The sequence below is a fragment of the Nocardia vinacea genome (assembly GCF_035920345.1).
GTDB lineage: Bacteria > Actinomycetota > Actinomycetes > Mycobacteriales > Mycobacteriaceae > Nocardia > Nocardia vinacea_A.
In genome coordinates, this window is sequence record NZ_CP109149.1 from 9,258,110 (window position 1) to 9,283,496 (window position 25,387).

The 25,387-nt window shown below is 64.6% G+C and carries 26 protein-coding genes and 1 pseudogene; 12 read left to right on the forward strand and 15 right to left on the reverse strand.

Annotated elements, in window-relative coordinates:
- Positions 1-550: 550 nt before the first annotated feature.
- Positions 551-1,120: a nuclear transport factor 2 family protein gene (locus tag OIE68_RS41930; protein ID WP_327096418.1), complete on the forward strand. Its 570-nt coding sequence runs from the start codon at positions 551-553 to the stop codon at positions 1,118-1,120.
- A 261-nt stretch (positions 1,121-1,381) separates the two neighbouring features.
- On the opposite strand, the gene OIE68_RS41935 is transcribed toward OIE68_RS41930, so the two are convergent.
- Positions 1,382-3,991 carry a discoidin domain-containing protein gene (locus tag OIE68_RS41935; RefSeq protein WP_327096419.1) on the reverse strand — a complete coding sequence of 870 codons (2,610 nt, stop codon included), beginning with the start codon at positions 3,989-3,991 and terminating at the stop codon, positions 1,382-1,384.
- A gap of 330 nt (positions 3,992-4,321) precedes the next feature.
- On the opposite strand from OIE68_RS41935, the gene OIE68_RS41940 reads away from it, so the two are divergent.
- Complete coding sequence (locus OIE68_RS41940; protein ID WP_327096420.1) at positions 4,322-4,492, forward strand: hypothetical protein; 171 nt, start codon at positions 4,322-4,324, stop codon at positions 4,490-4,492.
- A gap of 42 nt (positions 4,493-4,534) precedes the next feature.
- On the opposite strand, the gene OIE68_RS41945 is transcribed toward OIE68_RS41940, so the two are convergent.
- Positions 4,535-5,512 (reverse strand): DMT family transporter, encoded by a 978-nt coding sequence (locus OIE68_RS41945; RefSeq protein WP_327096421.1) that lies wholly within the window; start codon positions 5,510-5,512, stop codon positions 4,535-4,537.
- Between the two features lie 208 nt (positions 5,513-5,720).
- On the opposite strand from OIE68_RS41945, the pseudogene OIE68_RS41950 reads away from it, so the two are divergent.
- Positions 5,721-5,795, forward strand: a pseudogene (locus OIE68_RS41950) (winged helix-turn-helix transcriptional regulator); the annotation flags it as partial.
- A 33-nt stretch (positions 5,796-5,828) separates the two neighbouring features.
- Positions 5,829-6,122 (forward strand): Lrp/AsnC family transcriptional regulator, encoded by a 294-nt coding sequence (locus tag OIE68_RS41955; protein WP_419150848.1) that lies wholly within the window; start codon positions 5,829-5,831, stop codon positions 6,120-6,122.
- A gap of 954 nt (positions 6,123-7,076) precedes the next feature.
- Here the strand turns inward: OIE68_RS41955 and OIE68_RS41960 are convergent.
- Complete coding sequence (locus tag OIE68_RS41960; protein WP_327096422.1) at positions 7,077-7,364, reverse strand: putative quinol monooxygenase; 288 nt, start codon at positions 7,362-7,364, stop codon at positions 7,077-7,079.
- A gap of 13 nt (positions 7,365-7,377) precedes the next feature.
- Here OIE68_RS41960 and OIE68_RS41965 point away from each other — a divergent pair, with 13 nt between their 5' ends.
- The 3 genes from OIE68_RS41965 (at position 7,378) to OIE68_RS41975 (ending at position 8,323) form a co-directional block, all read left to right on the forward strand.
- A complete protein-coding gene (locus OIE68_RS41965; protein WP_327096423.1) occupies positions 7,378-7,575 on the forward strand; it encodes a helix-turn-helix transcriptional regulator in 198 nt (65 codons plus the stop codon).
- Positions 7,576-7,721: 146 nt separating this feature from the next.
- Positions 7,722-8,126 carry a hypothetical protein gene (locus OIE68_RS41970; RefSeq protein ID WP_327096424.1) on the forward strand — a complete coding sequence of 135 codons (405 nt, stop codon included), beginning with the start codon at positions 7,722-7,724 and terminating at the stop codon, positions 8,124-8,126.
- The gene (locus tag OIE68_RS41975; RefSeq protein WP_327096425.1) at positions 8,123-8,323 is read left to right on the forward strand and encodes a DUF6186 family protein; all 201 of its coding nucleotides are present in this window, start codon (positions 8,123-8,125) and stop codon (positions 8,321-8,323) included. The genes OIE68_RS41970 and OIE68_RS41975 overlap by 4 nt, the downstream gene beginning before the upstream one ends.
- Before the next feature lie 99 nt (positions 8,324-8,422).
- Here the strand turns inward: OIE68_RS41975 and OIE68_RS41980 are convergent, their stop codons facing one another.
- The 4 genes from OIE68_RS41980 to OIE68_RS41995 all read right to left on the reverse strand — a co-directional run bounded on the left by OIE68_RS41980 (position 8,423) and on the right by OIE68_RS41995 (position 12,621).
- On the reverse strand, positions 8,423-9,880 hold the full coding sequence (locus tag OIE68_RS41980; protein ID WP_327096426.1) for a short-chain fatty acid transporter: 1,458 nt from the start codon (positions 9,878-9,880) through the stop codon (positions 8,423-8,425).
- 187 nt (positions 9,881-10,067) lie between these two features.
- Positions 10,068-11,345 (reverse strand): RNA polymerase sigma factor, encoded by a 1,278-nt coding sequence (locus OIE68_RS41985; protein ID WP_327096427.1) that lies wholly within the window; start codon positions 11,343-11,345, stop codon positions 10,068-10,070.
- Positions 11,346-11,354: 9 nt separating this feature from the next.
- Positions 11,355-11,774: a YciI family protein gene (locus OIE68_RS41990; protein ID WP_327096428.1), complete on the reverse strand. Its 420-nt coding sequence runs from the start codon at positions 11,772-11,774 to the stop codon at positions 11,355-11,357.
- A gap of 610 nt (positions 11,775-12,384) precedes the next feature.
- Entirely contained in the window at positions 12,385-12,621 is a 237-nt protein-coding gene (locus OIE68_RS41995; RefSeq protein WP_327096429.1) for a hypothetical protein, read from the reverse strand.
- Between the two features lie 18 nt (positions 12,622-12,639).
- Here OIE68_RS41995 and OIE68_RS42000 point away from each other — a divergent pair, with 18 nt between their 5' ends.
- Positions 12,640-13,290 carry a hypothetical protein gene (locus tag OIE68_RS42000; RefSeq protein ID WP_327096430.1) on the forward strand — a complete coding sequence of 217 codons (651 nt, stop codon included), beginning with the start codon at positions 12,640-12,642 and terminating at the stop codon, positions 13,288-13,290.
- 24 nt (positions 13,291-13,314) lie between these two features.
- On the opposite strand, the gene OIE68_RS42005 is transcribed toward OIE68_RS42000, so the two are convergent.
- The gene (locus OIE68_RS42005; protein ID WP_327096431.1) at positions 13,315-13,875 is read right to left on the reverse strand and encodes a helix-turn-helix domain-containing protein; all 561 of its coding nucleotides are present in this window, start codon (positions 13,873-13,875) and stop codon (positions 13,315-13,317) included.
- A gap of 78 nt (positions 13,876-13,953) precedes the next feature.
- Between OIE68_RS42005 and OIE68_RS42010 the strand changes: the two genes are divergently transcribed.
- Positions 13,954-14,673: an SDR family NAD(P)-dependent oxidoreductase gene (locus tag OIE68_RS42010; RefSeq protein WP_327096432.1), complete on the forward strand. Its 720-nt coding sequence runs from the start codon at positions 13,954-13,956 to the stop codon at positions 14,671-14,673.
- A gap of 187 nt (positions 14,674-14,860) precedes the next feature.
- On the opposite strand, the gene OIE68_RS42015 is transcribed toward OIE68_RS42010, so the two are convergent.
- Both OIE68_RS42015 and OIE68_RS42020 read right to left on the reverse strand, forming a co-directional pair.
- Positions 14,861-16,204 (reverse strand): glycoside hydrolase family 1 protein, encoded by a 1,344-nt coding sequence (locus OIE68_RS42015; protein WP_327096433.1) that lies wholly within the window; start codon positions 16,202-16,204, stop codon positions 14,861-14,863.
- Positions 16,205-16,415: 211 nt separating this feature from the next.
- Entirely contained in the window at positions 16,416-16,799 is a 384-nt protein-coding gene (locus tag OIE68_RS42020) for a VOC family protein (RefSeq protein WP_327096434.1), read from the reverse strand.
- A 470-nt stretch (positions 16,800-17,269) separates the two neighbouring features.
- Between OIE68_RS42020 and OIE68_RS42025 the strand changes: the two genes are divergently transcribed.
- On the forward strand, positions 17,270-17,737 hold the full coding sequence (locus OIE68_RS42025) for a hypothetical protein (protein WP_327096435.1): 468 nt from the start codon (positions 17,270-17,272) through the stop codon (positions 17,735-17,737).
- Positions 17,738-17,837: 100 nt separating this feature from the next.
- The gene (locus tag OIE68_RS42030) at positions 17,838-18,470 is read left to right on the forward strand and encodes a glyoxalase (protein WP_327096436.1); all 633 of its coding nucleotides are present in this window, start codon (positions 17,838-17,840) and stop codon (positions 18,468-18,470) included.
- A 25-nt stretch (positions 18,471-18,495) separates the two neighbouring features.
- Here OIE68_RS42030 and OIE68_RS42035 read toward each other — a convergent pair whose 3' ends face one another.
- From OIE68_RS42035 to OIE68_RS42050, 4 genes are all read right to left on the reverse strand, one after another.
- Positions 18,496-20,148 carry a bifunctional 3'-5' exonuclease/DNA polymerase gene (locus OIE68_RS42035; RefSeq protein ID WP_327096437.1) on the reverse strand — a complete coding sequence of 551 codons (1,653 nt, stop codon included), beginning with the start codon at positions 20,146-20,148 and terminating at the stop codon, positions 18,496-18,498.
- A 63-nt stretch (positions 20,149-20,211) separates the two neighbouring features.
- Positions 20,212-21,078 (reverse strand): class II glutamine amidotransferase, encoded by an 867-nt coding sequence (locus tag OIE68_RS42040; RefSeq protein ID WP_327096438.1) that lies wholly within the window; start codon positions 21,076-21,078, stop codon positions 20,212-20,214.
- A gap of 574 nt (positions 21,079-21,652) precedes the next feature.
- A complete protein-coding gene (locus OIE68_RS42045) occupies positions 21,653-22,348 on the reverse strand; it encodes an NAD(P)-dependent oxidoreductase (protein WP_327096439.1) in 696 nt (231 codons plus the stop codon).
- 22 nt (positions 22,349-22,370) lie between these two features.
- Positions 22,371-23,441, reverse strand: coding sequence for an NAD(P)/FAD-dependent oxidoreductase (locus OIE68_RS42050; protein WP_327096440.1), 1,071 nt, complete (start codon positions 23,439-23,441; stop codon positions 22,371-22,373).
- Between the two features lie 150 nt (positions 23,442-23,591).
- Here OIE68_RS42050 and OIE68_RS42055 point away from each other — a divergent pair, with 150 nt between their 5' ends.
- Positions 23,592-24,497 carry an RNA polymerase sigma-70 factor gene (locus OIE68_RS42055; RefSeq protein WP_327096441.1) on the forward strand — a complete coding sequence of 302 codons (906 nt, stop codon included), beginning with the start codon at positions 23,592-23,594 and terminating at the stop codon, positions 24,495-24,497.
- 189 nt (positions 24,498-24,686) lie between these two features.
- Here the strand turns inward: OIE68_RS42055 and OIE68_RS42060 are convergent, their stop codons facing one another.
- Positions 24,687-25,112 carry an SRPBCC family protein gene (locus OIE68_RS42060; RefSeq protein ID WP_327096442.1) on the reverse strand — a complete coding sequence of 142 codons (426 nt, stop codon included), beginning with the start codon at positions 25,110-25,112 and terminating at the stop codon, positions 24,687-24,689.
- Positions 25,113-25,387: the final 275 nt, after the last annotated feature.

Consider the following 25,387-nt stretch of genomic DNA (forward strand, 5'->3'; position numbering starts at 1 on the left):
GATCGACATAGAGGCAATCGACAGCATGCGGTACTGGTGCTGGTTTACCGCCGCGTCGGTTGCGATCCCGTGGCCCGCTCTGTCAAATCCGCCTCCCGGTGAGCGGGATGAAAGCGCGCCGACCCGCTCTCGCGGTTCAGCTGGAGAATTCCCTGTTCCGTACAAGTTCTATTTCTTCAACCTTTTCTTTCTCGGTGCTAAAAATGTACCCAACGTGCGGCATCAGTTATATATACCTCCTATTACTCGAGGTGAATCTCCTCGAGCTTCTTCGGTTCAGAAATGCAGCAATGCACGAAATGAACCACGGGTGCCGCACGCCGAGTGGAGGAAATGCTTCCGGATTCATAAAGACATCACCGATCGGGTTCCGCACGGACCAAAGCGCCTGAGTTGCTCGGTCCTGCCGATCATCCGCAACTGACCAAATTATCGAGACATCCACTCAAAGAAGAGAAGAGATATGTCTGTAGAAATCCATCGTCGGTTCCCTCCCGGACCGAGCGGGCGGAGTGTACTGCGCACCGCTGTCGCGTTGAGCACGGCAACAATGCTCGGCGCCGTCGGCATCTCGGTCGCCAACGCCGAGCCGTCGCCGCCGGCCGCTTTCCCGGGCGTCTTCTCGACGACCGACGCGACCGCAGATATCGAAGCGATCAAGCAGCTCAAGACCAGCTACTTCGCAAATATTGATGCGAAAAACTGGACCGCGCTGCGCGAACTCCTCGCTCCGGACGTCGTGGTGGACACCACGGGCAGCGGTGGCCCCATCCTTGTCGGTAGGGACCCGTTCATCGCCTTCCTGAAGCTCACAATCGGTGGCGCCAATACGCACCATCAGGGCTTCGACCCGGCGATCCAGCTGACGTCCGCGACGTCTGCCGAGGCCGACTGGAGGATGGAGGATGTGCTTATTTTCGGCGGGACTCTCGGGGTCCACGGCTATGGCAATTACCACGATCGCTATGTAAAGGTCAACGGTAAGTGGGTGGTCAAGTATTCCAAGCTCACCCGCACCCGCCTGGATCTGATCGACCCTGACGACGGCACGGTAATCCAGGTAAACGTTCCGCTCGCGGAGATCGTCCAGAAAGTCACGGATATCATCGGCCCCTGGTAATCACGGCAAAGGCGGGAGACCACGCACATGGTCTCCCGCCTTTCTGTTCGAGGCGAACCGATGACAGGATCGGACTTCACGCCGCGTTCTCGATGTCTTTACCGAAAAGATCAATTGAATTCCTGGTCGAACCTTTACAGTAATTCGAAGGCGTATTAACTACCGGCTGCCTTGAATTCGGTATAGCAAACCACTGATGTGAATCCACGCAATGCGGGACAAGGGCGGAACACGCCCGAAAAACCTTAGCGATAGTCCATGTCAGTGTGGTGTGCCGGATATTTCCAGTTCTTGGACAGTGGGATGGGTTGTGGGGTTGGGGCTGGTGACCTGGAGGCGTACGTAGCGGGCGGTAAGTGAGTTTTGTACTGTGCCGGTTGCGCGGTCGGTGGTGACTGGTGTCCAGGTGTGGTTATCGGTGGATGCTGTGATTGTGTACGTCGGTGCGTGCTCGGCCCAGCGCGGGAGGATTCTGCTGATGGGATGATCGGTGCCCAGATCGACCGTGAGGTTTGCTCGGGTGCCCTCGGGCGCCCAACCGGTGGCCAGACTGCCATCGACTGCCGCAGCGGCGTATCGGCCCGGTTCCTCGGAAGATGCGGTAACAGATGTACATCGGGCGAGGTTTTCGCTGTGGTCCAGATCCGGTCGCCGAGTCGTGACGGTCAATGGCTGGTCGGCACTGACGAGGTCGACGCCGGTCGAGGTTTCGACCTGCATCGGCGCACCGTCGGTGAGGGTGATGGTTGTGCGGTCGGGTCCGAGTTCGGCGTCGAAAGTTCTCCCCTGCCAGTGCATTCCGTGGATGGACACTCCGGATTTCAGTTCCGGCGATAGCAAGGGGTCGATACGGATCCTGTCCTCGCGCAGGCGCAGCCCCAGCAGTCCGTTGGTGAAAGACTGCAGGAATCCCCCAGCCGCGGTAACGAACGTGAACGCTGGTGCGCTCAGGATTTCCGCGAGGCCCCCGACACCCCGCGACTCCGAGAATTGCCCGAACGGTGCGCGCATGAATGAGCGCACCGCACGTTCGACATAGGTTTTGGTCGCGCAGCCGGGGCGCCCGACCGCCGCGGCGGCGATGGCGTGTATCGAGTCGGTCATGGCTGGGCCGCCGGGATCGGTGCGTTCGGCGTAGAAGTCGAGCGTATGCTCGGAAACCTCTTGGGACATGGGCCATTCCAGGGGATAGATCAGAAGCGCGGCGTCGGCTTGTTTGATCGGTGTGCCCGGATAGCCGTCGTACTGCAGGAAGGTCTGCCGTGCGGGGTCGAACGGTATGCGCAGCCGGTCGGCGATGGTGGTCCATTCCGGTGGGCTGGGTTCGCGCAGGAGATCGGCGGCGTGTGCGGCATTGCGCAGGGCAAGCGCGGCCACAGCATTGGTGTAAACCCCGTCTCGTACGCCGTTGCTGTATTCGTCGGGGCCTGCGACATCGTTGATGGAGTAGCTGCCGTCCGGATTCGGCGTGACACGCGAGGCCCAGAATTCGGCCACATTGCGCATGACCGGCCAGATGCGGGTGCGTAGATAATCATCGTCGCCGGTGGCGAGATAGTACTGCCAGGCCGCCAGGGAGATATCACCCTGCAGATGAACCTGGTTCAGGCAGTGCGGCGGCAGCCAGCTGAGACATTCGGCCAGATCGCCGCGGCTGGCGCTGGTCCATGGATAGAACGCGCCACGGAAACCGAGCAGCCGCGCATTGGCCTGCGCTGCCGGCAGCGTCTTGTACCGGTACTCCACAACCGATTTCGCCAGCTCGGGCGCGAACTGCAACAGCGTCGGAAACATCCAGGTATCGGCATCCCAGAACACCGCGCCCGCATAGTTGTCGCTACTGAGCCCAACCGGTGAAATGCTGTTGTCCTGCCCGGAATTCGTGCTCGAATACAGCGAATACAGCGCGCCACGCACCCAAGCCTGGATTTCGGGAGCATCCGGTATGACAACCTCGCCCCGCCATAGCTCCCGCCACGCCGCCGCTGTGTCGGCGAGCAGCCGCGACCAGCCCTTGTCCGCGGCTCGACGCGCGGCGTCGAACGCCGCAGTCGCAGAATCCGGGGCGGTGAGCGTTGTGTCGACACCGACGAACTTCGTCACCTCGTAGGTCTCGTCCGCCCGCGCCTCCCACCGCGCCTCCCGGCCGATACTCAATCCGAGTGCTGGCGAAACCTGCTGTGCTGTCGATGCTGTCGTGCGTAACACCGAAGCGACCGCACCGGTGACTGCGTTGCCATCGGTTCGGAAGCCGACACCGATACCGTCCTCGCCGCGCGCACCACCGTCGATCTGCGTCATTCGCCGTGCACCGGCACCGTCGAGCACATCGCTGACGGTGACTTGACCGGACCAGTGCGGCACCATCGTCAGCCGCACCGCCCCGACATGCTGATCGACGCGATCGGTTAGCACCTCGTACACCAGATCGGTGGTCTTGCCGTCCCGTGTGGTCCAGGTGAGGGAGGTGCGTACCAGCCCGCACCGCTGGTGCACCGTCTGCGCGAGATTCGTGATCTGCGCCGCCGGTGTTGCGCCGGAGTACTTCTCGTCGCCGACACCGACGGTGAGGCCCGACCAGTTCGGAATGGCCGCCGCCACCTCTCGGTCCGCGGCGACGGTCGGTGTGTGACCGTACAGTCCGGCAACGAACGCGCCGTCATAGCGTGGCGTGTACAGCGGCCAACCACTCAATTGGTCCGTCCCCGCGTAGCCCATACCACGCGGGGGCACCCGCAACCCGAGATAGCCGTTGCCCACGAAGGGATGCCGATCGTAGGCGGCATCGACCGCGCCGCTCGACGGTGCCCACTCCGGCGCAGCGGCGAGCTCGTCATCCGGGCAAATAGTCCCCGCCGTCACCTCGGACATGTGGCGTACCGCCACCGCAGGAACCTGAACCACCAGCGCGAGGACCATAAGCATCGCGACAGCGATCCAAGCCCTTGCCCACACGCCGATGCGCCCGAAGCACCTGCCTATCAAGGACAACGACGTACCTCTCCGTGTGGCGTACGCCGCGTGTACGCCAGCGCCACCGAAAGCGGGATCTGGAATTTATCGATTATTCGATATAAATTGACGAATAATTGAGAGAACCCTAATGGCGTGTCGGTCGAGGGTCAAGACCGTATTCCTGCTGCGACCGAGCAGATTTCGTGCTTTTTGATGGGGCGGCACCCGAGCGGGTGAGCCCGAGAGGTGGACCGCTACGTGGTCGCTGGGGCCCGCAAGAGCCACGGGCCGCTGAAGCGGATCGCGAAGGATTTCGAGATCTCCGAAGACTGCTTGCGCATGACCTCGGCGCTGGCGGACTCGGCATCGCGTGACGCGATTGCGTTGCAGTCACCGAAAGGCGCCTTCGTGCATTGAGTTTCGCGCCATAACGTTTGTATCCGTTTGGCGCGCAATGGACTACGTCGATCCATGAGCAGCCTCGGCGCATGTGTGGCCGTAGGCGCACTCGCCGACTGGGATCGGCTCGGAAACCGCGGCTTTCTCGACCGCCGTTCGGCGCTCGATCAACCCGACTGTCACACCGGCGACGATGATCACGCCGCCGAAGACCTGCCCGAGCCGGACCGTCTCGCCGTTGATCGTCACGGCACCGAGCACACCGAATACCGGTACCAGGTTGAGGATGTTGACCGCGACGCTGGAGGTCATCCGGCGCAGACCGTAGTTGTAGAGAAGAAAGCCGCCGACGGAACATGCCACGGCGAGATAGGCGAGCAGCGCCGATGCCGTAGCGTCCGGTACCCGCCAGTCCCCGATCTCGAGGAGCGAGGCGAGTAGAAAGCCGGCGGCACCCGCCATGGTCTGGTAGTAGGTGAGATTCACCGCGTCCTGCCCGCGCCCCGCGTACTTGCCCAGCACGTTGTACCCGGCCCACACCAGCCCGCCGAGCAGCAGCAGGACATCGCCGAACCAGCGCCCGCTGCCTCCGACTTCCGCCCCGTTGCGCACGACCAGGAAGGCTCCCGCCGTGGCGAGCAGCACGCCGCCGACCCGCAGTAGCGGCATGCCGGCCCGGAAGACCACCAGCTCCACGAGCATGGTCATCAGCGGGTAGGTGGCCACGATCAAAGAGGCGTCGGAGGCGGTCGACAGTTCGACGCCGATGTTCTCCAGCACGAAGTAGACCGTGATGCCGAGCACGCCGCTCAGGTAGATCATCCGCCGCTGCCGGGCATCCGGTCGCGCGACCGGGTTGCGGCGCATGCGCACCATGATCCCGAGCAGCACGGCGGCGAGCGTGAAGCGGATGGCCCCGATGGTCAACGGCCCGACGTCCGCCAGCACCTGCTTGGTCACCGCGTACGAACTGCTCCAGAACAGTGCGGCCGTCACGATGGAACAGATCGCCAAGATCCTGGTCCTCCGCTCGTCCACCCCTGATTCCCCTTCCCATCCGAACTTCTGATCCCCGCCCGACCGCATCGTGGAGAAGCGCATCATGAACGGAACTACCGGGAGCAAGCTAGCAATTAGTCCGGGAGCATGGCACGCTTGCCGAACGAAATTCGGCCCTTTATGAGTGAGACGGAACATGGACGAACTAGATTCGGCGTTGCTGCGGCTTCTGTAGCAAGACGGTCGGCGCACCAATCGGGATCTGGCACAGGAGTTGGGCATTGCGCCCTCCACGTGCCTGGAGCGGGTGCGCTCCCTCCGTGAACGCGGTGTGCTGCTCGGATTTCACGCCGAGGTGGACCTCCCCTCGATCGGCCGGGGGCTACAGGCGATCATCGCGGTGCGGGTACGGCCGCCGACGCGTGCGATCATCGAGCAGTTCCAGGCCTTCGTGGCGCGGATGCCCGAGGTGATCGGAGTCTTCGTGCTCACGGGCACCGAGGACTTCCTGCTCCATGTGGCGGTTCGCGACACCGACCATCTGCACGCGGTGGTCCTGGACAAGCTGACCGTGCGGCAGGAACTCGCGGACGTACGCACCTCGGTGGTCTACGGGCACCTGCGGAAGAGCGTCATCGAGCCGATTTGAGGCTCTCCCGATCGGTCCCTTGCTTTCCGCGACGGTCAGCCCGGTGACGAACCGAAAAATAAGTCCGAACAATTAGCAGGCAAACCGATACGAATCGAAATTTCGGATGTCGGATCAGCGATGCGGTAGACCGAAAAGTCAAGTCCCGGCGGCCGGGTGGGATCTGGTTCTCGTGACAGGTGTGCCACCGTTGACCTGCGTGAACGGCGCAACGTCGCCGCTCACCTGATCGCGAGTCCGAGATGTGTGCATCTGCAGCCACCGTAATCGCCCGTCTTATTCAGCGTCGCAGGTTATCTAATTCATCGACGATAATATTCATACGTATCGAACAGGTGCCATAGACATGCGGCAAACTGTCACCTATGCTCAGAGATAGTCCGAAGTTTCGGATATGGCTGTCGGATGGAAATATTTGAGTTCAAAATCTCTTTTCGTATGAAAAGGATATGTCTATGGGCACAAGCAAACAAAGGACTCCCGACCCGCGTCGACAGAAGATGATCTCGATTGTCGTGGCGGGAGTGGTTCCACTGGCGCTCGTGCTCGGGGGAACTGCGATCGCGAACGTCGGCGCTACGTCGGCGACGGTGACCCGGTCCGACTACTCACTGCCCGCGCCGCCTCCGCCGCACGTGCCTTCGCCCGATGAGCCTCTGCTCGAGCAGCCTCATCCACAGCGGCCCAGCCCAGAGCAGACGCAGCCCGAGCAGCCGCCCCACCAGAACGTGCCCGACCAGCCGGCTGGGTGATTCGGTGCCGTCGTAATCGTGGATCAGCGGAATTACGACTGCTGCCGGCCTCCTCGTGAGAACTGATTCGGACATACAGCGGGTATCAGCTCCCGCTGAGACACTGCGTCCATCCCGGCCGCCGAAGCATTCATTCGGCGGATGTACGTGCGGCGAGCTGGATGACCCTCTGCGGACGCTTTGGGTCCGCAGAGGGTGGGGTTCAGAGCGTGTCGAAGAACTCGAGCTTCGGGGGTGCGGCCAAAAGTGGCGCCATGAGTTTGCCGGCGGCGCGGAAGTGGTCGGAGCGGCTGTGGGCGTCCAAAGCTTCCTTATCGGAATAGATTTCGAAGAAACGGTAACTGTTGGGATCGGCCTGGGAGCGAACCAGTTGGTAGGCGTGATTGCCGGGTTCGTTGGCCCGGACCTGGGTGACCAGGTCGGCGACGACGGATTCGAACTCGGGGCCGGACCCATCCTTGACGGTCACATCGGCGGTTACTGCGAGCATGGTTCTCCTTAGGGTGAGTGAACTGCGAACTGAATGGTTTCATCGATGCTCAATCGGCGGGCTGGTTGATGGCGCCCTGGATCAGAGCGGTCGTGAGTCCGAGATTCTCGCGCTGATCGGCGCCGGTCGGACCAACATCGAGATAGCCGAGAAACTGTTCATCAGCATGGCGACCGTGAAGACCCCGCTTCGCCGAACTGCAATTGCGTGATCGAGCACAGGCCGTGTTGGCGGCACGCGACGCGGGACTCGAACCGTGCCGTCGTATGTGAGATCGGCGTGCGTGGCCAGCGATACGGCCGCGGTGTCCGCTACTGAATATGCCCGAATTCGGTGCTCAGAGCTTATTCTGCCCAGGTGACAGGGGAACTGGCACGACCATTCCGGCGGCGAATGCTGCTGCTGGTCGTCGGTGTTGTGCTGGCGGCGGGTGGGGCCGTGACGCGGCCGTTCAGTTGGCCGGCAACCGTGCTGGTGGTGGTGCCGGTGGTCGTGGTATCTGTGCTGGCGTTCCGCACCAGACTCGAGCAGATTCCACGCACCGCCCGGCTGCGGCGCGGGGTGGTCGTTTGGTCGACGCTGCTGGTCGTCGCGTCGGTGTGGGAAGTGTATGCCTTTGTGCGGCAACCGGATTGGACGCGGCCCAACGATCTACACCCGACTTTGTCGACGCTGCTGGATCCGGCACTCGAGCAGTTGCCGCTGCGGTTCGCCGGATGGCTGGTATGGCTGGGTGCGGGCTGGTGGCTGGTTTCGAGATGAGCGATCGGGTGATCGTCATCATCGGGTTCGTAGTGGTACTGGTGGTCGCGCTCGGCGTGGTCGTGGTTACGCATGTGCGCCGGGATTTGGTCGCGCCCGTGGGGGAAACGATTGCGTACCTCACGCGCAATCGGTTGGTGAGGATTGTCGCTGTGCTCGCGTGGGCGTGGGTCGGCTGGCACTTTCTCGCCCGGTAGCGGGAGGTGCTCGTCGAGGTCCATGGTCGTGAGATCGCCGAAGAGGCAATCGAATACGCCGATGTGCGGGAAAGGTGCGCACGTCCGCTGGACCAGAGGTCACGGGGTGGCGGGCAGGATCGGTGGCACGTATTCGAATGTCATTCCGAGCAGCCATACGAGAAGCAGCACCACCGGCAGGTGGAACAGGAACTGCAGGAACGTGAATCCGACGAGGTCGCGCGCCCGCAGTTTGAGGACTGCCAGCAGCGGCAGCATGAAGAACGGGTTGACGAGGTTCGGCAGTGCCTCGGCCACGTTGTAGATCTGTACCGTCCAGCCGAGGTTCATGTGCACATCGGTCGATGCCTGCATGACATAGGGTGCTTCGACCAGCCATTTTCCACCGCCGGACGGGACGAAGACGCCGAGTACCACGGTGTAGAGGGCGATGACGATGGCAAAGCTTCCACCGCCGCCGATACTCGTGAAGAAGTGGGCGAGGTGTTCGGAGATGGTGAGGCCGCCGCTGCCCTTGGCTTTGGTGAGGATCGCGGCCATGGCGGCGTACAGCGGGAACTGGACGAGAATTCCGGCCGTGGCGGGTACGGCGAGGGAGATGGCCTGCAAGAACTTGCGCGGGGTCCCGTGGAGCACCAAGCCCAGCATGAGGAAGACGAGCAGGTAACCATTCAGGCTGCTGACCACGGTAAGCACCGGTTTGCTGGTGAGCTGGGAGATCAACCAGCCCACCGTCAACACCGCGGCCAGGATCGGCAGGATACGGCTGTACTCGAGCCATTCCCCGGGGCGGGAGCGTGGAGCCACTTCCGCGGGATGGTCATCCAGATCGACGTCCAGTTCCTGCGCGGTCTTGATCGCTGCGTCCTTCGGCGCGGAGAAGTGCGCGATCAGCACAGTGAGCGCCATGATGATGGCGCACATGAGCAGGGACTGCCACGTGAAGATCGTGTGCCCGAAGTCGAGGACGCCGGTGACCTTCAACAGGGCCGGAGGCAAAGAGGTGGCGGTGGCCTGCAGCTGCGCGGCCGAGGAGGATATTCCCAGCGCCCACACCGCGCCCAACCCCATGAACGCCGCGGCGCCCAGCGCGCGATAGTCCACGCGTAGATCGGCCCGACGGGCGATCGCGCGGGCCAGCAGACCGCCGAAAACCAGGCTGAGTCCCCAGTTCAGAAACGATATCGACATCGAGAGGAACGCAACGAAACTTACTGCGCTGCTGGCGGTTTGCGGCAAGGTGGCCAGCCGGTCGATGAGCCGGGCGACGGGTGGGGAGGTGGCGATGACGTATCCGGTGAGCACCACCATCGCCATCTGCAGGGTGAATGCGGTCAGATCCCAAAAGCCGTCGCCGAACGCGTTCGCGATTGTTCGCGGTGACGAGCCGTTGGCCAGTGCGGCGACGGCCACGATGAATACGCCCGCCAGCGCGACGACGTAGGCGTCCGGGAACCACTTCTCCGTCCACCTGGCGAGCGACTGCGCAACTCGCGCAAGACCCTTCTCACGGCTGGTTTCTTCAACCTCGGGGCTGGTTTCTGTACCGGACGTCATCCCGTCGTTCCTCATCTTTCGCTCCGCACGAGGCTGCCCGGGTGCATGTGACGCACCGCACAAGACTCGTTTGGCGAGTATTGATGTCCCACTGGTGTCCAGACAAGAGGGAAAGTTGCAGGTACGGTCTGCAAAAATGCAGAAACACCGGGTGGAGTGGCACTCCAGGTGTCGCCTGAGCGCACCGTCAGCCGAGCTCAGCGAGCTTGCGCCGCAGCACCGTTCGCTCGCGTTCGTTGCCGCACAGCTTTGCCGCGCGCTCCAGTTCGGTCCGCGCCTCATCGTTGCGTCCCAGGCGGGTGAGCAGCTCACCGCGAACGCTCGACAGCAGATGTGAATTCGACAGCGCCCCAGCCGCCGCCAACCTGTCCACGATCGGCAGCGCCGCGGCCGGCCCCTGGGCCATGGAGACTGCCACCGCCCGGTTGAGATCGACCACCGGCGACGGGGCAAGTCTGCCGAGCGCCTCGTAAATGAGCACGATGCGCTCCCAGTTCGTCGTCTCGACCGAGGCTGCGACGGCATGACATTCGGCGATCGCCGCTTGCAAGCCGTAGGCCCCGAGGCCAGGGCCGACCTGCTCCGCGCGGGCCAGGGCGGCCCGTCCCCGGCGGATCGCGGCACGGTCCCAGCGGCGACGGTCTTGGTGCTCCAATAAGACCGGCTCGCCGTCCGGTCCGGTACGGGCCGGGAAGCGCGCCGCGCTCAGTTCGAGCAGTGCGAGCACGCCGTAGACCTCGGGCTCGTTCGGCACCAACCGGGCAAGCACCCGCGCGAGACGCTGTGCTTCGCCCGCCAGCTCGGATCGGATCAGCTCGTCACCAGAGCTGGCCGTGGAGCCTTCGGTGAAGATCAGATAGATCACGCTGAGCACCGAGCCGAGGCGCTCGGCCCGCTCTTGGGCCGACGGCACGTCGAACGGCACCCGCGCCGCCGCCAAGGTCTTTTTCGCGCGGGTGATCCTGGCCTGCACGGTGGCGGTCGGCACGAGGCATGCCTTGGCGATCTCATCGCTGGTCAGACCGCCGACCACCCGTAGGGTGAGTGCCAGCCTCGCTTCCCGCGACAGCACGGGGTGGCAGGAGATGAACATCAATGCGAGCACGTCGTCATCGATCCGATCCGGATCCCAGAGCATGTCCTCGGCATCGCGAGTGGGTTCGCGCCCGGAGACCACCCCGCCCTCGCCCAGATCACGGGCGAGGGCGGCATATCTCTCGTCGAGGGCGGAGCGCCGACGGAACGCGTCGATCGCGCGACGTCGACCCACGGTGAGCAACCACCCCGCGGGATTGCGGGGCGCGCCGTCACGTGGCCACGTCACCAGGGCCTCGGCCAGCGCCTCCTGGGCGAGGTCCTCGGCCAGCGCGAAATCGCCGGTGTACCGCGCGAGTGCACCGACGATCCGTGCCGACTCGATGCGCCAGATGGCGGCGACGGCCGCGCGGCCGGTGTGCTCAGCCATTCGATCCGCTCAGAGCTGACCGGTCGCTTCCCGCCATTTGCGCTCCTTCTGGATCCACTCGTTGTCCTGCGGGAACTCATCGATCGTGGTGACCCGGCGGATCTCGGTCTTGAAGCCGGGACCGGTGATCGGCGACCGTTTGGCCCACTCCACGGCTTCCTCCTTCGATGCCACGTTGAGAATGTAGAACCCGCCGAACAGCTCCTTGGTCTCGCCGTACGGTCCGTCGGTGACCACGGGCGTCTCGGAGGAATAGTCGACGACCACGCCATCGGCGGCGTCGTCGAGACCCTCCGCGGCGACCAGCACGCCCGCCCGGATCATCTCCTCGTTGTACCGACCGACGGTCTCGATCATCTTGTCGAAGTCGAAATTCTCCATCCCCGAGTAGGCCTCGTCGGTGGCGCGCCAGATCAGCATGTACTTCATGGTTCTTTTCTCCTCGAGTATCCGGGTCCCTCTCGGACCCTCTCACCCTCGAGTCGAACGGGGAACGGGGAAAATCGACGTGCCGCCGAAAAAATCTTTCCCAGGGCCGAATTCACCGGTAGGTCCGTCCGCGGACAACAGCGCCAACCGGATGGCGGCCGCCACTGGATCCGCGCCCATCCGCCGAGGCATACCCGGGCACCGGCGTTGACGCACGCGAGTACCGCCGAGGTCAGAGCCGTCGCCGCTTGCTGGGACCAGAGCATGACGGCTGCGGGGACGGCAATTCTGGTGAGCGTGTCGTGCAGCGCGGCGGTGGGAACGTCCGGGCCGAGCAGCTGCGCACTCGTGCCACGCTCTGCCAGCGCCGCGCGCGCCACCTCCAGTGGCAGGGAATGGGACTCGCCGCTGGTGCAGGCGAGGATCGTCGGCACCGGATCATGGGTGCGGGTCGGCGGTAGGGTCCTGGTCCCGAGCGGGCATCGAACGGTGCGGCATGACCTGATTCTGCATGGTCGCCGCAAATGGTCCGCATGACTTCACGAGTACGGCTCTGCGACAGCGGGTCTATCCATTTCGGGGGTTGAACGACACGCTTTCGATCCGCGAGTCAGCGGTGAAACAGATGTCGGATGCGGCTGCGGATGCCGGGAGTGTGCCGCGGTAGGGGAGTGGCGGGTTCGGTGGCCGCCTCGGTCGAGGTTGCCTGAGCGAATCGCACGTGCAACTGTTCGCGGACCTGGTCCGGAGTGTAGGCGCGGCGGCGGCGCTCAGCGCGCACGACCACCACGCCGGTTGCGACGACACCAGCGGCACCTGCCAATCCCACTGCCTTCCACCACCTCATACCGCATAGGCTACTTCCATGACGGGGACGAGCATCAGTCTCGATCGGGCGCTCGAGCTCACCAGAACTGGCGACATCTGGTTGTTCCGTGGGCATTCGGCGGCCGATCGTGCGATTCGGATGACGACGAACAGTCCGGTGAACCATGTGGGAATGTCGGTCGTGCTCGATGATCTGCCCGCATTGATCTGGCATGCGGAACTGGGCCGATCACTGCCCGATATGTGGTCGGGTGTCGCGCGCCGCGGCGTCCAGTTACACAATCTGCGTGACGCCGTATCGGTGTGGACACACCGCTACGGTCAGCAGGCCTGGTTGCGTCAATTGAACCGTCCGGCAACCAAGGAGATGGAAGACAGCTTGCTGCGCACCATCGCCCGATTCGATGGAACCCCCTTTCCTTCCACTGCCGGTCTCGCCGGACGCTGGCTGCGCGGCCGAGCACGCCTCCCGCGACGCCGGTCGCGCCGAACGGTCGTCCAGGAGTTGGAGAGCGCGTATTGCGCGGAGATCGTGGCCGCGACCTATCAGTCGATGGGGCTGTTGTCGCAGGACCGAAGCCCGAATTGGTATGACCCCGGGCGGTTTTGGAGCGGCGACAGGCTGCAGTTGAGTGGCGGCTATGAACTGGGTGGCGAAATCGCGGTGCAAACACCCGCCGACTCCTGACCGCGGCCGATGGAGTGATGTAGTTCAGGAAGCGCGGAGACCGTCGAGCACGAACCGCAGGGATCGCTGCGATGCCGATTCGCCGGCGTTGTCGCCGAGCAGCGACAGCGCCCAGACAAGCTTCACCACGTCGTCGTCGGTGGCGTCGGCCCGCAGCGTCCCGTCGCGGCGAGCGCGGTCGAGCACCGTCGACAGATGTGTCATTCCCCGCGCGCATGCCTGGGCGAGTTGTGCGGCGGCGGGGTGATCGCCGGTGAATGCTTCGAGCAGTCCGCGGTCGGCGGCGAGTCGAGTCAGCAGGTTTTCGACGAAACCGGTGAGTGCGGCCCAGGAATCCTGTTCAGCCGCAGCCTGTTCGGCGAGTTCGTCCACGGCGGCAAGGCGGGGTGGTAGCAGTGCGCCGATGAGGGCGTCGCGGGTCGGGAAGTGGTTGTAGAGCGTGCCGATGCTGACTCCGGCGCGCCGTGCGATCTCCTCCAGCGACCCGGACAGTCCTTGTTCGGTGAACACGCCGGCGGCTTCCTGCAGCAACCGGTCGCGGTTGCGGGCCGCGTCGCGGCGCATCGGTCGAGTCACGACGACCATCATACAAACTTGAGGACCCCCTCACTCTAGTGTTAACCTCTTTGAAAATGAGGCACCCCTCAATATTTGGAGGTAGAGATGACGAACAGCGCACGCACAGCCGTGATCGTCGGTGTCGGGCCGGGATTGGGCATGTCGATGGCCAGTCGGTGGGGTCGGGAAGGATTCCGGGTCGCGCTGGTCTCTCGCAGCGACGCCCGGCATGGTGCGTATCTGGCTGATCTCGCCGCACAGGGCATCGACGCCACCGCTCACACAGCCGATGTCACCGATCCGGATCGACTGACCGAGGTCCTGGATGCGATCAGCACCAGCGGAAATGTCGAGTTCGTGTATTACGGTCCCGGCCCGACGCAGCTGCCGGTTCCGATCGCGGAGATCGACGTCGCGATCGCGCGATCGGCATTCGACTGGGTATGGCCCGCGGTGCACGTCGTCGGCGCCGTGCTGCCCGGCATGCTCGAACGCGGTACCGGCGGGCTGGTTTTCGCGGGCGGGTTGTCCAGTGTGCGTCCCATGCCGATGCTGGGCCAACTGGCTTTGGCTGCCGCGGCGCTGCGCAACTACGCGCTCACCCTCAACGCCGCGCTGGCCGACCGCAATATTTACGCTGGAACGCTCACCATCGGCGGCTTGGTCGAACGCGGCGACATCCATGCCATGGTCACCGCTGATCCGGTGAAATATGGTGCTGCAGAAGGACATACGCTCGATCCGGACCGAATCGCCGAGACTGGCTGGCGTATGTACGAGACACGGGAGCGCGCCGAGGCAGTCTTCGACGCCCTCGGCCGGTAACTCGCCCCAAGCCGAAGTCCGATGCGGTCGCTACCACGCGGCACCGGCCGCATTCTGGTCCGGGCTGCTCACCGCAACAGGAAATATGTTGTCATTGGACACGCGTGGCGATGCCTGGATAGTCGAGGATCAGCCCGGATTGGTCGTAGGTCAGGCTGCAGGCGAAGGACGCTGTCGGCAGCGCACGCTACGGGTTTGCGACCGGGCTCAGGCAGCTGGCCGGTGGGTCGACGAGCACGCAGATCGACGGGCCGCGGGTGGGGCGGTAGTCGGCGGGGAGACCGCCCGCGGCGACTATCTGGGTGTAGGTGCCGACACCATCGGTGGGACGGCGGGTGAGGGTCGGATCGGTGCGCACGTCGACGGTGTAGAGGCCGAATCGTGGTGTGTAGCTGCCCCATTCGTAGTTATCGGTGAGGCTCCAGTAGTTGTAGCCGATGACGTTCATGCCGTCGGCCTTGGCGCGCTGGATCCAGTAGACGGTGTCGCGCAGGTGATCGCTGCGGGTGTAGCCGTCGCCGCGGGGAATGCCGTTCTCGGTAGGCATCCCGTTCTCGACGATGTAGAGCGGTTTGCCCGGAAAGCGGCGCGAATAGTATTGCAGCGCATAGTAGATGCCTTCGGTGCGCACCGGCAGCTCCCAAATGCGTTGTCCGGGCAGCTGCGGCATTGCCGACCCGATGGCCCTGGTGATGGAACTCAGCAGCGACTGCACCGGATCGTATGCGAAGTAGTAATCGACGCCCACGTAGTCGAGCCGGTTGGCGATGCGATCGACGAACTCGCCGTTGACCTGCGCCTCCGAGCCGGCCACATAGCCGACATTGCTGGTCACCTGGGCGCCGGGCTGGATCTGGTGGATGTAGTCGTAGATGACGTTGTGGGCCTGTGCGAGGCGGTCGAGCATCTCGGGTGCGCTCGCCGCGCCCCGGCCGGTCTCGTGCACGATGTAGGCGACCGGCTCGTTCACGGTGACCCACAATGGATTTCGGGATGCGTAGCGGTCGACGACCGTGCGCATATTGGCCAGCCAATCCTCGACCATGCCCGGATTGCGCCAGCCGCCGCGGTCGGCGGCCCAGCCGGGATAGACCCAGTGGTCCAGGGTGATCATCGGTCGCATCCCGGCAGCCACGATCTTCGCGATCACCGCGTCGTAGAAACCGAACGCGGCGGCATCCCAGGTGCCCGGCGTGGGCTGTACGCGAGCCCATTCGATCCCGATCCGGAACACCTTCACACCCAGCTCGGCCGCCAGGTCGATGTCGGAGGCGTACCGGTCGTAGAAGTCGACCGAATCGCGCAGTTCGTCGGCACCGGAGTTCGCGATGTAACGCGTCCAATTGCTATCGGGCGCATGGCCTTCGGACTGGAACCCGGATGACGCGACACCCCAGAGGAAATCCGAGTCCAGTACCGGTAGCGCGTTCGACCGGATCGGCGGGACGGCCGAGGAGTTCGTGCACAGCAGCAATGTCGACGCGGCGGCGGCGAGCGCGGCCAAGACGTACCGACGGAACCGGGATCGCATCGATTCAGGGTAACTCGATCTCCGCCGGCGATGGACGAATCAAGAATGCCGGCCAGATTCGGCGGTGCCTCGGCGATCTCATATACGTATCAGCGTTTGTCCCGATTCAGCTCGATCGTCAGTCCCAGGGCGAAACGGCCGATCGGCTTCGCGCTTGATGTCGGCGACAGTCGAAGTGCTTCGCGCGCAGGTTATTTCATCTCGGGTTGACCTACAGCTCCGGCAACCGTTGACGCAGCAGGCAGAACTCGTTGCCCTCCGGATCCTGCAGCACGTGCCAGGACTCTGCACCGGTCTGATCGACGTCGGCCGGCCGCGCACCGAGCGACAGGAGCCGCTCCAGTTCGGCGTCCTGGTCGCGGTCGACCGGGTTCACGTCGATGTGCAGCCGGAGCTTCGCGGTCTTCGGCTCGTCGACCCGGCTGAACACCAGCGTCGGAGCGGCCCCGCCGAATCCGGACGGCGGCCCGATCTCGATGCCGTCCTCCGGTTCCTCCCTGCCCAGCTCGACGTAGTCCAGCACGGCGCACCAGAAACGGGACAGGGCAACGGGGTCGGTGCATTGGACGACCAGTTCAGACAGGCGGCAACTCATACGCTCAGACCCTAGACAGCAGCCGGTCGGCGGTCTCCGGGTGGTGCGTCAGGGCGTCGAATGGTTCGCGCCGGAAGGGTGTTCGGCAGCGACATCAGCGATTCGCTCGGCGTCTCGAGCCGCGATCTCATCGGTGAATCCGAGGCGCCACCAATCAGATCCGGCGGGGCGACTGACTTTTTCACCGGTCACGCAGCGTCGACAGCGGCAGCGCGCCGATTCCGGGGGGAAGTTCGAGGAAGCAATTCCGCGTAGAGTTCGGTCGAGGGCATCGCCGAGCGCGGATCAGGCGTTGGGTCAGCAGTCGAGACGGGGAGGCTCCGATCGAAACATCGCGCGCTCGTGACGGGCAGGCCGAGGGCGGACTGAACACCGCCACAGCGCCGAGTTTCATGGTCCTGACGGGGACAGTCGTTGGTGTTGTGTTGTTCTTGTGCGTCCACCTCGACCGGGCTCCGTTCGTTGGGAACATGACCGGTCCCGATCGGCTTGTCGTCCTGGTGACAGGCGGGATTCTGCTGGGGGTTTCCCTGCTGGGGTGGGCGATCAAGACGCTGTATCTGCTCGGTCGAGAGCGCCGGTGGTCCTGGAAAGTCGCCGCGGTTCCGGTGGTTGTGGTCGCGGGGTTGGTGGCCGGGTTGATCTTTCGGTCCGCGAGCTTCGGTGCCGCACGTCCGGAAATGGAGGAAGTCGCGGTCGGGATGCTGCGCGAGGATGGGCCGAATACCCGTGAAGGTCTGAGCCTCGGTGGGCTCGATATCAGTTCGGTTCATCGCGAGTCCGATGGGCGCGTCTACTTCTATGACGCCGACGGCTTCGTGGGTTCCACGGTCAGTGGCTGGGTCTACTCGCCCGGCACCGAGCCGGTGGGGAGTGGCGCGCGCCGGTTCGAAAGGCTGTCCGGAGATTGGTATTCGTTCGTCTTCGATATCGACTGAGGCCGCGGGTGGCTCGACTCGACGGGCTGATTTCAACCGCGGCCGAAGCGATCAGGAATCGAGAAGCGCTGGTCGCCGGTTAGAAAATAACGTTAGTGCCATGAACATCACCATTAACCAAGCCGCTATCGAATCCGTCATCCTCGAGGTGCCCGACGCTGCGGCCGCGGAGGCCTTCTACACCGCCGCGTTCGGTCTCGGCGACAAAGTGCGCGTCCGCACTTCGGATGCGCCGACGTCCGGCTTCCGTGGCTTCATCCTGTCGCTCGTGGTGTCGCAGCCGAGTACCGTCGACAGCCTCATCGGCACCGCTGTCGCCGCAGGCGCGACGACACTGAAGCCCGCCAAGAAGAGCTTCTGGGGCTACGGCGGCGTCGTCCAGGCGCCGGACGGGGCGATCTGGAAGATCGCGACGTCGTCGAAGAAGGACACCGGTCCGGCCACCCGCGAGATCGACGATTTCGTGGTCCTGCTCGGGGTCGACGACGTCAAGGCGACCAAGCAGTTCTACGTCGATCACGGCCTGGCCGTTGCGAAGAGCTTCGGTAGCAAGTACGTCGAGTTCGAAACCCCGGCGTCCTCGATCAAGCTGGCACTCTACGGGCGCCGTGCCGCCGCCAAGGATGCTGGTGTGCCGCAGGAGGGAACCGGGGCGCATCGGATCCTCATCGGGGGTAGTGCTGGAGCCTTCACCGATCCGGACGGGTTCGCGTGGGAGGTTGTCCAGGCCTGAGCCGGTCGGAGTCGCCCGCGCATCCTCACTTGGCGTCCCAGTAGCACTCGACCACTGCTGTCGTGAACGGGAACCGGACCGGTGTCGGCCCGAAGACGATCCGGCCTGCGGTCTCTGCCGCAGTCGCGATCATGTCGGCGACCGCCGTGGCTTCCTCGGCTGGGCAGTGCACGATTACCTCGTCGTGCTGGAAGAAGACCAGTTCGGCGCGGAGTCCGGCGCTTGCCATCGCATGACGCACACCCGCCAATAGCAGCAAGGCCCAGTCGGCGGCGCTGCCCTGCACCACGAAGTTCCGCGTGAAGCGGCCGCGAGCACGCGTCGCAGGGGTGCTGGCATACCCGTCCACCTGGTCGGGCGATGCGATGGAGGCCGGGGGACAGGTGCGCCCGAGCCAAGTGCGCACCAAGCGGCCCTCTTCACCGGCGCGAGCCGCGTCGTCGACATACGCCACCGCGGCCGGATAACGTCGGCGCAGTTCGGCCATGTGAGTGAGGGCATCGCCGGAGGTCTGGCCGTAGATGGCGCCCAGTAGGGCGATTTTGGCCTGGGCGCGGTCGCCGCCGAAGATACGGTCCGCCAGATCGGCGTACAGGTCTTCGCCGCGACCGGCCACCTCCATCAATCCCGTGTCGCGGGAGATTGCGGCAAGGACTCGCGGCTCCATTTGGTCGGCGTCGGCGACCACCAGACGCCATCCGGGGTCCGCGCGTATCGCTTGACGGATCACCTTGGGGATCTGCAGAGCGCCGCCGCCGTTGGTGGTCCAGCGGCCGGAAACCGTGCCACCGGGCAGGTATTCGGGACGAAAGCGGCCGCCGTGCACCCACTGCTCGAGCCAGGACCAGCCGTGGGCGGTGTACAAGCGGTACAGCGATTTGTAGGCCAGCAGTGGCGCTACGGCAGGGTGATCGATCTGCTGTAGTTCCCACTTTCGAGTGGAGGACAACAAGATCCCGATGCGGCCGAAGGCTCTGATGATGTCGTTGGGCAGGTCTGGCCGGACCCGCACACCTTCCCCGAAGGCCCGCGACACTTCGTCGGCCAACTCCGCCATCCGGCGCGGTTCCAGCCCGCCGGGAAAGCGCTCACCCAGCAGCTTGTCCAGCAGCTCGCGGTGGACGTCGGCGCGCCAGGGGATCCCGGATCGGGACATCTCCGTGGCAACCAGCATGCCCGCCGATTCGGCAGCAAGAAGCAGCCGCATACGTTCTGGATGTTCGGTCTTCGCCGTACGAGCCAGCTGACCCGCGTAGACCTCCAATAGGGCCTCGAACTCATCCGTGCCGAGTGGCAGAGGTACCGGGCCGGATTCGAACAGCGATGGCTGGGTCTCGGCGGCACGCGCGGGCGCGTCCGATGGGACGGGCAGGTTGTGTAGTCGCGCCCAGGCCGCCGCCAGCGAGCGGGGCTGCCCCGACTGACCCTCCTCATGGCCGATGAGCAGCGCCTCCGCGGCCTGCACGTCGTAGCACCGCTCGACCCGCACGCCCGCCGCCAGCAGCGGTCGGTAGATCTCGGCCGTGGATCGCCAAACCCACCGTTCGACCTCGGGCCGTGCGCGCACCGCCTCGGCGAGCGAGGGCTCACGCATCACTGGTCCGGCGGGCCGACCATCCTGATCGAGCGGACACAGAGTTGCACCTCCGTCGCCCGTTTCCGCCACCGCCCATCTCACTTCCCGAGTCTTGCATCGGGGTCGGACATCTACTGCGGTCGCGGGCTCGGATCGGCAGGTCGGTCACCGACCCGACTGTGCTGCCGCCGCACGACTATCGAGTTGTGCCAGCGAGAGTGGGTGGCGCGGTGCGGAATCCAGGACGGTGGTCGATCGGACCCGCAGATGGTCGTCGACGTGGAGTAGTTCGCCGGGTGCGAGTGCTCGCCAGCACGGGTCCTCGTCGGTGCGTTCGCTGGCAACCACGACCGCAGGGAATTCGCGCAGGTGGCCGCTGCGGGTTCGGATTCCGGCTCGTCCGGCTTGGTCCAGGTGCCGGTCGCCCTGTGGGCCGCCTGGTTCGCGTTCGAGGACGAAGAGGCTGTGTGTGTCGGGGTATCGGAGTGCCCACAGGTTTGTGGCCGTGGTGAGTACCAGGTTGAGGGCGTAGACGGGGAGTCGGTCCGCGATCCACCTGACCGCGTCGGTGATACCGGCGGTGATGTCGCCGCCGTGCTGATCGGTGCGCTTGGTGACCAGGGCGAAGAATCGTTCGGAATCGGTGTCGCCGTGTACCAGGTCGAGGTAGTCGCCGAGTTCGGAGTCCAGTTCGTCGAGACCGTGCAGCACACCGTTGTGGGCGAACAGACGGCCACGTTGTTCGAACGGGTGGGTGTTGATGGGTTGCAAGCCGCCTGTGGTGGCGTAGCGGATATGCGCGACGAACGTCATCGATTCTCGTTCGCGCGCCTCCCGAGCGAATTGGACGTCCTGGTATGCGGCGATCGGTTGTTTCTCCACCAGCGGGGCCTCGTCGGCGGTGAAGGTGCCGAGGCCGACGCCGTCGGGTTCACGTCTGCTCTGTATCGACAGGCTGTCCGGCGCATCCAGTAACCAGAACGTGGCCCGCACGCGCCGCGGTGCGGCCGACAAACCGAACAAGCGACACATGGGACTCCTGCCTGGGCGTTGTCCGCGTGTGATGACTGTCCTGCGATCGTAGTCCCTGGTCAGCCGATGTTTGCGTGCCGGTCCGGAATCCCTTGGTCCGGTCCGGAATTCCTGTCCGGCCAATGGACCAGGGAGTTCAGGGTGCGGGCCGGTGCGGCTTCTCGATCGAGAAGGAGCGCGCTCATATCGTGATCACGACGCATCAGCGGGGGCGGGATGTCTGTAAACCCCGTGTGCGCAAGTGATTTCGATTCTGAGGGGGACTTGGCTATGTGGGAGTGGAGCAAACATGTAGCGGAGCACGCCGCCGCTGCGGCGTGGACCCGTCGACAAGAGGAGTACCGACCGACGATTTGCGACCCGGAACCGGTAGCTGCACCAGGCAGCACATGTGCCGCGAACGACGGTTGCGCCGCAGCTGAGGGCAAGGGCGGGGAAGATTCGACACACGGCGATGACAGCGCCGAGTAGGCGTCAAGGTTCGACCGGAACCACCGTGGCGGCGATGCGGGTTGCGACTTCACGTGGTTGCAGCCCGGTGGTGTCGATGACGTGGGCTTCCTGGCTGGTCGGTTCAGGTCTTGGCGAGTGCTTCGTGACGAATCCACTCGAGCAAGGCGGGGTTGTCGGCCGTGGTGATGACGCCGATTGTGGTGCGGACGTAGCGGTCGTTGTCCAGCAGGGCGAGCATGCTCGCGGCCAGGTCCGCGCGGGCGGTGAACCTGCCGTCGGCGTGGCCCTCGACGACGGTGTAGTCGGTGACCGACGGCAGGTGGTAGAGCCCGCTCGGGCGCACGATCGTCCAGTCCAGATCGGTGGCGCGGATCAGTGTTTCCATTCGCCGCATGTCGTCGTACAGAGTCTTACCCGCCACCCGCGTCACATATGGCAGTAGTACGCGGTTGAACAGGAACCCGCCGTCGGAGTACGGATGCGGGTCGACTCCGCTCGAGCTGACGACGGCGAGCCGACGCACCCGATGCCGTTCCATCGCGGCGACAATATTGGCCACACCGCGCGAATAGGTGCTGATCGGATCCTTACCGGCGGGCACCCCCAGCGTCGACAGCACCGCATTTCGCCCCGCCACGACGGCGTCGACGGCACCCGGATCGAGCACATCTGCACCAACTATCTCGAGCCGATCATGGTGCAGCGGAAACGAATCCGGCTGCCGGGTGACCGCGGCGACCTCATGTCCGGCGGCGAGTGCCTGGCCGGTGAGCAGCCGGCCGGTGGGACCGTTTGCTCCGAAGACTGTGATACGCATGAAGATTCGATTCTCCTGTTGATCAGAAACTGGAAACGCCTGCGCGGGCGGATGAGAACGCGCTGTGGGTGGCCATTTCCTTGAGTGCGACCGCGGTACGTCCGGCGAAGTAGGCGCGCCGGACCGTGTCGTCGGTGTGGGTGAACTGGGCTACCGCGTCCTTCCTGCCCAGCGAGAGGCCGCGGCTGAAGTACGGGAAGGAATGCGGTTTGGGCTTGCGGCCCGCGAGTAGGCGAGCGAAGTTGTCGGCCGCGTGAATGGCCTGCGGTAAGGCGGTGTAGCAGGCGAAACGTGCTCCGGGCACGGCAGCGCAGTCGCCGACGGCGAAGATCCGCTGGTCGCTGACGCTGCGCAGGAACTCGTCGACGACCGCACGTCCGCGCGCGTCGACCTCGAGACCGCTGCGCGCCGCGAGGTCGGGAACGTCCGACACGATCGCCCACAGGGTCAGGTCCGAAACCATATCCCAACCCGACCGCAGCCGCACGACATCCTCTGCGCCCGAACCGACTTCGGCCACCTCATCATCGATGATCTCGACGGTCAGTCGCTCCAGCCCGGCGCGTACCCGCCGATATGCCCCGCCCGAAAGGCCGCCGCCCACCGAGGAACCGATCAGCCGCACTCGCAGATCCGGTCTGGCCTCGGCGATTTCGGCCGCGGTCTCGATGCCGGTCGGACCACCCCCGATGACGGTGACATGGTCACCCGAGGTGAGCGCCGCCAGCGCCGCGCGAGCCTGCTGCGCACCTTCCCACGTTCCCACCGGAACGGTTCCGGGTATGGGCGAAACCGTGCTGCCGACGGCCAAGAAGGCGTAATCGAAGTCGATCCGCTCGCCGTCGGCGAGGGCGACGGTGCCGTCACCGATCTTGTCGACGGTGCCTACCCGTGCCGTGATCCCTTCCCGCAGTACCTCTGCGAGAGGTGTTGCTGCCGAGTATGTTCCCGCGATCTGCTGGTGCAGCCGGACCCGCTGCACGAAGTCCGGGCGCGGGTTGATCACCGTGACCTCGGCATCCTTGACCTTCCTGGCTACTCGGTTCGCCACGAGCGTGCCCGAATAGCCGCTGCCCACTACGACGACCTGCATGTCAGCCTCCTGTCTTGGTAACCGGACGAACACCAGACGCTCGTGACCGCGGTCCTGTGACGCCCGCGCCTACATGACGTGCGTCACTGAGGGTGGGTGTCACAAAGTGGGCAGGACCGGCGTCTCGTGTGTATGGCACAGTCGAGAGCAATGAGTGACGCGGGCGAAGTCGACCGCCTGGACCCTGCCACCGAAGCGTTCCTCGCCCACCGCAGGCTGCTGTTCACCGTCGCCTACGAAATGCTCGGCTCGGCCGCCGACGCCGAAGACGTCCTGCAGGAAACCTGGCTGCGGTGGGCCGATGTCGACCTGACCACGGTGCAGGACCAGCGCGCCTACCTGGTCCGGATCACCACCCGCAAGGCACTCGACCGGCTGCGCACACTCGACCGGCGCAAGGAGTCCTACGTCGGTCCCTGGCTGCCCGAGCCGTTGCTCACCGCCCCCGACGTGGCCGACGATGTCGAACTGGCCGACAGCGTCTCGATGGCGATGCTGCTCGTGCTCGAGACGCTCACCCCGACCGAGCGCGCGGTGTTCGTACTGCGCGAGGTATTCGACCTGGCCTACGACGAAATCGCTGAAGCGGTCGACAAAACCCCCGCCGCGGTCCGCCAGATCGCCCACCGTGCACGAGCACACGTCGCCGCGCGCCGCCCCCGTGGAGTCATCTCCTCGGCCCAGACCCGCGACGCACTCGCCGCCTTTCAACGCGCGGTCGAAACCGGCGATCTACAGAGCCTGCTCGAAATCCTCGCGCCGGACGTCGTCGCCCTCAACGACGGCGGCGGAATCAGACAGGCCCTCCCGCGCCCCATCATCGGGGCCGAGCGAGTGGCTCGGCTGTTCGCCGCCTACTGGAACACGATCGGCGCCGCGGCGACACTGCAACCGACACAGGTCAATGGCTACCCTGCGTTGATCATCCGGCTCAACGGCGAACTCGACACCGTCACGGCGGTGCGCATCGACGACGGCCTCATCAGCGGCATCTACTCCGTGCGCAATCCGCAGAAGCTGTCGCATATGCAGCGCGAAACCTTTCTGCATCGTTGATGCCCGGGTGCCGACGCAATACGCAGCGTCACTCGATGTCCGTACCTGCCGAGCCCTGGTCGGCTTTGCGCCGACGTGATTGCCGGATCGACGAAGAGGGGTCGCGGGCGGTGAATCGTGACTCGTTCGCATGAAGCTGTCCCACAACGGGCTCCTCGTCGACACGACATCTGGCGTTGCGCTACAAGATCACGATCGAGCGATGCAGTCCAGTGCTGATGCTTCGATTGCCTGTTTCATTTCCTTGATGCCGTATTCGGTGCGGATTCGAATTTCGGGGGCGACGGTGTCGGGGAGGACATCGGTTATCCAGATCAGGCGGCCGCGCTCACCCTCGCTTCGGACCTCGAAGGATGCGTGGTGGTAGTCCAGGGATGGTCTGGCGCCTTCCGTGACGGAGTAGGCCAGGCGGCGGGTTCGGTCGTCGATGGAGACGATCAGTTCCCGGATTACGTGGCCGTCCGGAAATGTGAGGAAGCGTTCGACGCCCTGGATGCGGGTGTCGGCGACTCGGCCGGGGAGCAGGCGTGTGTGCACGGCGCCGACATCACGTACGACATCCCAAATGTGTTGTGGGGAAGTATCGATGACGATTTCGGTGCGGATGGTGGCCATGGGGTCGAGTCTTCCCCATCTCGGGGCGTGATCGTCACGCAGTGCTACGAGTCACGGTCGATCATCGACCCCTGTGCTAGCGGGATCACCCGAAATCACGCGCAAGTACGGCCCGGGCGCGGGCGTCGGCCAAGAGCAGACCCGCTTCTCGGCGCAGTCTGCCGAGTTCGCGACATCGCTGGACAGAATCGGCCGTGCTCTCGAGTTCCTGGTCCAACGAGCCGAGGGTGGATTGCAAGTCACCTACCGTCTCAACAGTCGTCCCGGTGCCCAGG

Bases quoted from the DNA above. Each gene is read 5' to 3' on its own strand.
- OIE68_RS41930 (WP_327096418.1), top strand. From the start codon at position 551: ATGCTCGGCGCCGTCGGCATCTCGGTCGCCAACGCCGAGCCGTCGCCG.
- OIE68_RS41935 (WP_327096419.1), bottom strand. From the start codon at position 3,991: ATGTCCGAGGTGACGGCGGGGACTATTTGCCCGGATGACGAGCTCGCC.
- OIE68_RS41960 (WP_327096422.1), bottom strand. From the start codon at position 7,364: ATGCTCGCAGTAACCGCCGATGTGACCGTCAAGGATGGGTCCGGCCCC.
- OIE68_RS41975 (WP_327096425.1), top strand. From the start codon at position 8,123: ATGAGCGATCGGGTGATCGTCATCATCGGGTTCGTAGTGGTACTGGTG.
- OIE68_RS41980 (WP_327096426.1), bottom strand. From the start codon at position 9,880: ATGACGTCCGGTACAGAAACCAGCCCCGAGGTTGAAGAAACCAGCCGT.
- OIE68_RS41985 (WP_327096427.1), bottom strand. From the start codon at position 11,345: ATGGCTGAGCACACCGGCCGCGCGGCCGTCGCCGCCATCTGGCGCATC.
- OIE68_RS41990 (WP_327096428.1), bottom strand. From the start codon at position 11,774: ATGAAGTACATGCTGATCTGGCGCGCCACCGACGAGGCCTACTCGGGG.
- OIE68_RS41995 (WP_327096429.1), bottom strand. From the start codon at position 12,621: ATGAGGTGGTGGAAGGCAGTGGGATTGGCAGGTGCCGCTGGTGTCGTC.
- OIE68_RS42000 (WP_327096430.1), top strand. From the start codon at position 12,640: ATGACGGGGACGAGCATCAGTCTCGATCGGGCGCTCGAGCTCACCAGA.
- OIE68_RS42005 (WP_327096431.1), bottom strand. From the start codon at position 13,875: ATGGTCGTCGTGACTCGACCGATGCGCCGCGACGCGGCCCGCAACCGC.
- OIE68_RS42010 (WP_327096432.1), top strand. From the start codon at position 13,954: ATGACGAACAGCGCACGCACAGCCGTGATCGTCGGTGTCGGGCCGGGA.
- OIE68_RS42015 (WP_327096433.1), bottom strand. From the start codon at position 16,204: ATGCGATCCCGGTTCCGTCGGTACGTCTTGGCCGCGCTCGCCGCCGCC.
- OIE68_RS42020 (WP_327096434.1), bottom strand. From the start codon at position 16,799: ATGAGTTGCCGCCTGTCTGAACTGGTCGTCCAATGCACCGACCCCGTT.
- OIE68_RS42025 (WP_327096435.1), top strand. From the start codon at position 17,270: ATGACCGGTCCCGATCGGCTTGTCGTCCTGGTGACAGGCGGGATTCTG.
- OIE68_RS42030 (WP_327096436.1), top strand. From the start codon at position 17,838: ATGAACATCACCATTAACCAAGCCGCTATCGAATCCGTCATCCTCGAG.
- OIE68_RS42040 (WP_327096438.1), bottom strand. From the start codon at position 21,078: ATGTGTCGCTTGTTCGGTTTGTCGGCCGCACCGCGGCGCGTGCGGGCC.
- OIE68_RS42045 (WP_327096439.1), bottom strand. From the start codon at position 22,348: ATGCGTATCACAGTCTTCGGAGCAAACGGTCCCACCGGCCGGCTGCTC.
- OIE68_RS42050 (WP_327096440.1), bottom strand. From the start codon at position 23,441: ATGCAGGTCGTCGTAGTGGGCAGCGGCTATTCGGGCACGCTCGTGGCG.
- OIE68_RS42055 (WP_327096441.1), top strand. From the start codon at position 23,592: ATGAGTGACGCGGGCGAAGTCGACCGCCTGGACCCTGCCACCGAAGCG.
- OIE68_RS42060 (WP_327096442.1), bottom strand. From the start codon at position 25,112: ATGGCCACCATCCGCACCGAAATCGTCATCGATACTTCCCCACAACAC.